7 protein-coding genes are annotated in these 6,624 nt (G+C 45.6%); 1 reads left to right on the top strand and 6 read right to left on the bottom strand.

What is annotated here, in order from left to right:
- Positions 1 to 282: 282 nt before the first annotated feature.
- The 4 genes from atpH to atpB form a co-directional block, all read right to left on the bottom strand.
- Positions 283 to 852: an ATP synthase F1 subunit delta gene (gene atpH, locus SFV55_RS09655; protein ID WP_320029286.1), complete on the bottom strand. Its 570-nt coding sequence runs from the start codon at positions 850 to 852 to the stop codon at positions 283 to 285.
- 104 nt (positions 853 to 956) lie between these two features.
- Entirely contained in the window at positions 957 to 1,478 is a 522-nt protein-coding gene (locus SFV55_RS09660) for a F0F1 ATP synthase subunit B (RefSeq protein ID WP_320029287.1), read from the bottom strand.
- Positions 1,479 to 1,663: 185 nt separating this feature from the next.
- Positions 1,664 to 1,858: an ATP synthase F0 subunit C gene (gene atpE / locus SFV55_RS09665; protein ID WP_013765656.1), complete on the bottom strand. Its 195-nt coding sequence runs from the start codon at positions 1,856 to 1,858 to the stop codon at positions 1,664 to 1,666.
- Between the two features lie 94 nt (positions 1,859 to 1,952).
- Entirely contained in the window at positions 1,953 to 3,194 is a 1,242-nt protein-coding gene (atpB, locus tag SFV55_RS09670) for a F0F1 ATP synthase subunit A (protein WP_320029288.1), read from the bottom strand.
- A 309-nt stretch (positions 3,195 to 3,503) separates the two neighbouring features.
- On the opposite strand from atpB, the gene SFV55_RS09675 reads away from it, so the two are divergent.
- Positions 3,504 to 5,213, top strand: coding sequence for a GMC family oxidoreductase (locus SFV55_RS09675; protein ID WP_320029289.1), 1,710 nt, complete (start codon positions 3,504 to 3,506; stop codon positions 5,211 to 5,213).
- Positions 5,214 to 5,293: 80 nt separating this feature from the next.
- On the opposite strand, the gene SFV55_RS09680 is transcribed toward SFV55_RS09675, so the two are convergent.
- Both SFV55_RS09680 and SFV55_RS09685 read right to left on the bottom strand, forming a co-directional pair.
- The gene (locus SFV55_RS09680; RefSeq protein WP_320029290.1) at positions 5,294 to 6,052 is read right to left on the bottom strand and encodes a GIN domain-containing protein; all 759 of its coding nucleotides are present in this window, start codon (positions 6,050 to 6,052) and stop codon (positions 5,294 to 5,296) included.
- A 95-nt stretch (positions 6,053 to 6,147) separates the two neighbouring features.
- Positions 6,148 to 6,624: hypothetical protein (locus tag SFV55_RS09685; RefSeq protein WP_320029291.1), on the bottom strand; the 477-nt coding region annotated here is incomplete at its 5' end.

Raw genomic sequence — 6,624 nt, forward strand, 5'->3', positions numbered from 1 at the left:
CCTGTAGTACGGTACCAAACTCCTCCAATTCGGAAGCAGATCCAAATCCAGAGATCTGCTGCTTGAGTATCTGAGAAATTTCTTCTGGTCTTACATCAACCATTGTTTATCGAATTTGCACCTGCCGGTGAGAGCAGATGAAGTTATTTAAAGATGAGAGAGGAAAGATGAAAGATAAAAGATAAGAGAGGAAAGATGAAAGATGAAAGTTTCCACAAATTGGTTTTCATCTTTCATCTCTTATCTTTCATCTCTTATCTCTCATCTTTCATCTCTAAAAATTTATCTTCCAATTGCAGATTCAAACAAGTTGCCTTTGAACTGTTTGCGCATTTGATCCAATTCGTACTTCACACTTACATCGTAAACGTGGCCTTCGAACTCGATGATGAAGCCGCCAATCAGGCTTGGGTCGACTTTGCTTACCACCTCTACATTGGCGTAACCGATGGTAGCATCTTGCAATTTTGTCTTGATCTGGGCTTCCAGTTCGGGCGTGATTTCACCAGCAGTGATGATCGTGGCTTGTGAAATCTTATTCAGGGTCCGGTATTGGATGATGAACTCCTCCGCGATTTCCGGCAAATAAGCTTCCCGTTTTTTGGACGCCAGCAAGTCGACGAACTTGAAGGTCAGTTCTTCAAATCTATCTTTGAGCAGTGCCTCCAAAGCCTTCTTCTTGCGCGAATATTGGATCACCGGGCTGCGCAGGAAGCTGTTAAAATCCTTGCTGCTGCGGATCATCCGACGCAAATGCTCTACATCCCCGTGAATTTTCTCCAGGTTATTTTGCTCTACGGCCAGATCGATGAGTGATTTGGCGTAGCGAGATGCAATTCTATTAACGGACATAAAGAGGTGTGAGTGTGGGTGTGGGTGTGGGTATGTCCGAGACATCTTGGCACAAGCTTCGCTTGTGGTCGTTTGCCGAGGATCGCCCAGTTCCCTTACCTCTGTTAGTTAAATTTGATCTCTTCCACCAGTTTCTGCGCGAGCTCAACATTTTCGGTATTGCTCTTGAGTTCCTTGCGGACCAGTTTCTCAGCAATGTCTAGGGCCATGTTGCCCAGTTCATTTTTGATGCTGGTTTTCAATTCAAGGCGCATGTGCTCTACATCGGTTTTGGCCTCAGCAATCATGGCTTGCACCTTTACTTTAGCTTCTTCCTCGGCGCGTTTGATGGTCGCTTCACGAATTTCTTTTGCTTCTTTGATGATCGTAGCACGTTGTTCCTGCGCTTCTTTCAACAAAAGTTCGTTCTGTGATTGCATTTTGCCAATTTCTTCCCGGGCACGTTTGGCCTCATCCAATGCATTTTGGATATCAGCGTCACGCTTTTTCAAGGACTCTTGAATCGGACGGAAAGCAGTACGACCCAAAACGACCCATACCAAAAGGAAAATGACCGTGGTCCAGAAAATCAAACCTGGATCCGGTTGCATGACTGAAAAGCCGCCTAAAAAAACAAACTGCGTCATGTTTTATACATTGTAGCGCCGAAATCATCGGCGAGTATATTAAAAATGATGACTTTCCAAAACATGTTTGCACAGGTTCCACGCGGAACATGCGCACGCACAACAGGAATATGAAGACCGGCCAAAAGCCAACCGCTGCTGTCCGGTCTTCCTCTTTTTGTTGTAGCTTTTACTACGGGTAGGAATTAACCTGCCAACAGACCAACTACGATAGCAAACAGAGCAGCACCTTCCACCAAAGCAGCGGTCAAGATCATGTTTGCACGGATGTCGTTAACTGCTTCAGGCTGACGTGCGATAGCGTCCATTGCTTTGCTACCGATCAAACCTACACCGATACCAGCGCCAAGCGCTGCAATTCCAGCTCCAATTGCTCCCATTGTGAGATTTATTTAAAAGTTAAAAAGTTCTATTCAAAAACTTCAGGGTTCCTAAGTTCAAAGTTAATCGACTCAAGATCCTTGAAATCTATTTTTAGTGTGCGTGATGCGCCTCATCGTGGTGATCGTGATGGCCATCTTCTACTGCTGCGCCAATGTAAGACGCCGTCAGCATTGAAAACACGAAAGCTTGCAGGAATGCCACCAACAATTCGATCAGGTTCATAAACGCGGTAAACGCACCACCAACAATTGCGCCTACAACACCACCACCAAAGTTGGTACCGTTGTCACCGAATACAAAGATCAAACCAATCAAGCTCAGGATAATGATGTGACCAGCGGATATGTTGGCGAAAAGACGAATCATCAAGGAGAATGGTTTGATAACCAAACCGAGTACTTCTACTGGCGTCAGGATGGTTTTGACCCAAGCTGGAATGCCAGGCATCCAGAAGATGTGCTGCCAGTAATGGCCATTGCCGTTGATGTTGGTGATGATAAAGGCAAAAACGGCCAGTACAAAGGTTACGGCCAGGTTACCCGTTACGTTGGCACCACCGGGGAAGAAAGGCATCAAGCCCAGGAGATTGCAAAACAAGATGAAGAAGAACAAGGTCAAAATGAAAGGCATAAAACGCTCATAGTGTTTCAGCCCAATATTTGGTTTGGCAACTTCATCGCGGATGAACACAAAGAAAGGTTCGAAGAAAGATTGAATGCCGCTTGGTGCTTTGCCTTCATTTTTGCGGTAGCCATTGCGTACCGAAGTAAAGATCAGGATCAGCAGCAGGGCTGCCAGCATCATCGTGAACACGTTCTTGGTGATGGAAAAATCATAAAAGGAAGTGATGCCACCACCCATCATGCCACCGTCCAGGGTGCTGGGTTTTTCCAGTTTATATTCTTTGCCTTCGTAATGGGCATAAAAAACTTCAACTTCTTTTTCTTTACCCTTTACGATTTGCATTTCTTCTTTGCCGTGTACCCCTTCGATGTGTACTTCACCCATTGGGAAGGAAGGATCGGCAATGCGATTTACCCGACCGTGGTTGATCACATAGCGATCGATGGCTTTGTGGCCGTGTTCAAATTTGCCAGAGGAGAGGATGGTCCATTTTTTGGTAGGCTCGGCCGGAGCATACAGGAAACAGGGGAGGGGAATGTGTACTCCTTTCCAAACATGGAATTCATTGGCATCAGAAATGTGGTTCATCACGGTACCAACTGGATCGTACTTACCCGGGACCTCTTCTTCGTTCGCCCAGGCAAGGTTCATGCCCAAAATACTGATAAACAACGTCAAAGCTATTCTGATGATCGGCTTATTGCTCACTTTCACCTTCGTTTGTCTTTAAGAGTGAATTATGCTTTCGCTTAAATCGGTGCAAAGGTAGTATCTCTATCTCGCTTAAAGAAGCGAAAATTATCTTTTTTTACAATTAAGAAACATAAAGGAAGACTGAGGTACAAACACTTAGGCCATTTTGCCTTTTTTTCAGCTATAGAAAGCGGTAGCAGTCATTTGACGTGGAATGGCATTTGGTGAGTTTTTCGCTTGACAAAATTAAATTTTTGCCCGGGGTAGGAAGCTTTCACTTCGTCTACTTTGTATTTTACCGCCTTAAAAATACGACCTGCACCAATGGCAAATCTCAATCTGGATAGCATCAAAAAACGCAGTTTCGATGCCATCGTCATCGGCACTGGCATCAGCGGCGGCTGGGCCGCCAAGGAATTGACTGAAAAAGGACTCAAAACCCTGGTTCTTGACCGGGGTCGCGATGTACAACACATCGTGGATTACCCTACTGCCAACAAAATGCCCTGGGAACTCGAACACCTGGGTACCGTACCTAGTGCCATTGCTGCGGAGTACCAAAAATCCAGAACCAATATCCACTACATTTTTTCGGAAGCTACCACCCATTTTTTGGTCAAGGACAGTGAACAAGAGTACATCCAGGACAAACCCTTTGCCTGGATTCGAGGCTATCAGGTGGGAGGCCGCTCCTTGCTGTGGGCCCGCCAAACCCAGCGCTGGAGTGATTTTGACTTTGAAGGCCCGGCCCGGGATGGTTACGCCGTGGATTGGCCGATCCGCTACAAAGACATTGCGCCCTGGTACAGCCACGTGGAAAAATTTGCGGGCATCAGCGGCAACCGCGACGGGGTGGCAAGTTTGCCCGATGGGGAATTTTTGCCCCCACACGAAATGAGCTGTGTGGAAAAACACTTTAGCCAGCAGGTTGCCCAAAAATTCCCCGATCGCCATGTCATCATCGGCCGTTGCGCCAACCTGACCCAGGTCAATGAGATTCACCGCCAGCAAGGTCGGGGTAAATGTGCCCACCGCACCCTCTGCGAACGCGGCTGCCCGCTGGGAGGCTATTTCAGCACCAACTCCTCTACCCTGCCCTGGGCGGCCAAAACGGGAAAGATGACCCTACGCCCACATTCATTGGTGCACTCCATTATTTATGATGAGCAAAAACAAAAGGCCGTAGGTGTGCGCGTAATCGATACCCAAACCCTCGAAACGCTGGAATTTTACGCCAAAATCATTTTCCTGAACGCGAGTGCCATGAACAGCAACCTGGTGCTGATGAACTCTACCTCCGCCCGTTTTCCCAATGGCTTGGGCAACGACAGTGAGGTACTGGGCAAATTCCTGGGTTGGCACAACTACCGGGGCGGCATTTCGGCCGAACACGAAGGGTTTTTGGACAGTACCACCGAAGGTAAACGCCCCAATGGAGCCTACGTGCCACGCTTCCGCAATGTATACAAACAAGAAACCGACTTTTTGCGCGGGTATGCCGCACAAGTGGGCTCGTCACGGAGTAACATACAAGACGGCTGGGGAGCCGACCTAAAGGACAACCTGACTAAAAAACTGGGCCGCTGGACCATCAGTGCCAGCATGGTAGGCGAGGTGCTGACCCGTGAAAGCAATTTTGCCCGGCTCGATCCCGTACTCAAAGACAAATACGGCATGCCCCAAATGCGCTTTTCGGTGGAGTTCAGCGACAATGAGCTAAAAATGCTCAAGGACTTCCACGATTCTTTTGCGGACATGCTGGACGCAGCGGGTTTTAAAAACATTCAAAAAAGAGATACCCAACGGGTACCCGGTCACGCCAACCACGAAATGGGCGGGGTGCGAATGGGTAAAGATCCGAAGACATCGATGTTAAATGCATACAACCAGTTGCACGCTTGCAAAAACGTGTTTGTGACGGACGGGGCTTGTATGACTTCGACGTCGACGCAGAATCCGTCGTTGACGTATATGGCGTTGACGGCACGGGCGGTGGATTGGGCGGTGCAGGAGTTGAAAAAAAGGGAGTTATGATGATTGCCTTATCCTCAGGAAGCGCTTGTTTAATCTAGGTGATTAGACTTGAACAAGCGCCTCCATTTGGCTTTAATCTGTCACTTGCTTTTTTGCCTAATTTGCCCATTCAGGCTAGTACTTTTTTTGATCGTAGTAGGATTACCAATGTAGGTGAAAACGGATTCGTTCTCCACCCTAGCATCCATCGACTTAACAACCTTCATTTTGCATTTTGAAGCACCGAGGATGATCGTTTTACAATCCAAACATTCAAAATTTTCTCCATTTAAAGTACTCCCACCTTGAACAACCAAACTGGAAAGGGTTCGTGCCTTACCGCTCATGTTCAAGATAGAGCCACCCATGACCGTACAGCTAAAGCTATCTACATTTATCTTACAATCAGCAAAGGCACCACTTGCTAGTAACAATGTCAATTTGTCAAATTCAATTGGTTCTTGAATTGCTAAACTTCCCCCTTGCTGAATTGAAATGGTTGAAAGTTGGTTTTTGGGTAGGTAAACTTTAATTCCTTGATGAGTTTCCAATGACTCTGCCAATCGAATTACTAAAGTTCCTTGTATAATTTCCGATTTCACAAGAGGCAATATATTATTTTGAGCGACTACTTTCATATTTTGGTCTTCGCCCGAAAAAATAGCCAGCTGAATACCATTTCCAACTATAACAGTTTTAAAAGAATCATTAAAAGTTCTTAATTCTTCAACTGCATCTCCTTTCCCTACAACCTTGGGGGCCTGAGGAGAAGTCATGTAGTTGATGTAATTGGCATCTCGATCTTGGGCGTTAAGATTGAGTACAAGTAGAAATGCAACCAAACCATTTAAAACCTTCATGTCTATTTAGTTTTATGATTTAAAAATTAATGCAGTGTCCAATAAAATGCTCCCTTAAATATGGGATTTTTAGCGCATCAATAAAGGGATCGTATTTATGCCATCATTAAGGGGATAATCGTTTTTGACCCAAAATGTATACAAGCCAAAATCAGTACAATCGGTACAATTTTTTTCATGGACAAATCCTCAAAAAGAACCTGGAGTGCAACGACCATCACTGCGAAATAGGCAAACTCCATCAAACTGACCGACGACATAATGGAATCCATGACATTGCTGGCAAATGGATCTTCATTGCCGGTTTCAGCCTTCAAATAAAAAGCACGGTTGAATGCGCCTAGTTCATAGGACTGAAAATCGGCATTAAACAAAGTGAAGTACAAGCTGGAAATGATGCCTGGAATAAAAAATACACAATAACTGATCAAAATGGCTTTGAGCAATTTTTTGCTTTCCAGGTTTTGCCACAGGTATGAAATCCCTTTAAGCAGTAAAAAATTGAAAAATAAAAACAAGAACATAAGAATAACTCCCAGCAGGTAATTGAACACCAAAAAGGACTGAAAAGT

It is taken from the genome of Haliscomenobacter sp. (assembly GCF_033763495.1).
In the GTDB taxonomy this organism is placed as follows: domain Bacteria; phylum Bacteroidota; class Bacteroidia; order Chitinophagales; family Saprospiraceae; genus Haliscomenobacter.